Consider the following 615-nt stretch of genomic DNA (forward strand, 5'->3'; position numbering starts at 1 on the left):
TCGCCGCCGCTGGAATTGTGGATCGATGGTGACCGTATTCGTGGCCGGGCCACGTTTGGTCCCGCGTTTCAGGGGCCGCCAGGGCGGGTCCACGGTGGCGTGCTGGCATTGGCGTTGGATATGCTGATGGCCAAGACGCAGGATTATGTCCGTCAAATCGGCATGACCGGCACTTTGAATATCCGCTACTTGGCGGCCACGCCGTTAAACACGCCGGTGGATTTCGAAGCCCGGCTGGTTTCGCTGGAGCGCCGCAAGTTACGCTGTGAAGGCAGTGTCTGGGTAAATGGCGAGCAAACGGTTTCGGCGGAAGGTATCTGGATTTCCGCCCATGGTGAGTATGCGTTGAAGCCAGAATTTGTGTCTGCGCTACCCTCGGATACCGGGGTGGCATCGTAACGTTCAACGCACTGGGAGGCATGAATGACAGAGGCCAGTGATCAACATTACAAATTGTGCTTTTACGTGCCCGTGAGCCATGTGGAACAGGTGAAAACGGCCATTTTCGAGGCCGGTGCCGGGCACCTGGGTGATTACGATCATTGCAGCTTTCAGACGCTGGGTCAGGGGCAATTCCGGCCCCTGTCAGGGAGTCAGCCCTTTCTCGGTCAGCAT

General features: G+C 57.9%; 1 protein-coding gene and 1 pseudogene. Both read left to right on the forward strand.

Going from position 1 to position 615, the window contains the following annotated elements:
• Positions 1-399: PaaI family thioesterase (locus A3754_RS02685; RefSeq protein WP_197468401.1), on the forward strand; the 399-nt coding region annotated here is incomplete at its 5' end.
• A 24-nt stretch (positions 400-423) separates the two neighbouring features.
• Positions 424-615 (forward strand): annotated as a pseudogene (locus A3754_RS02690) (NGG1p interacting factor NIF3); the annotation flags it as partial.

This window comes from Alcanivorax sp. HI0083, from assembly GCF_001635175.1.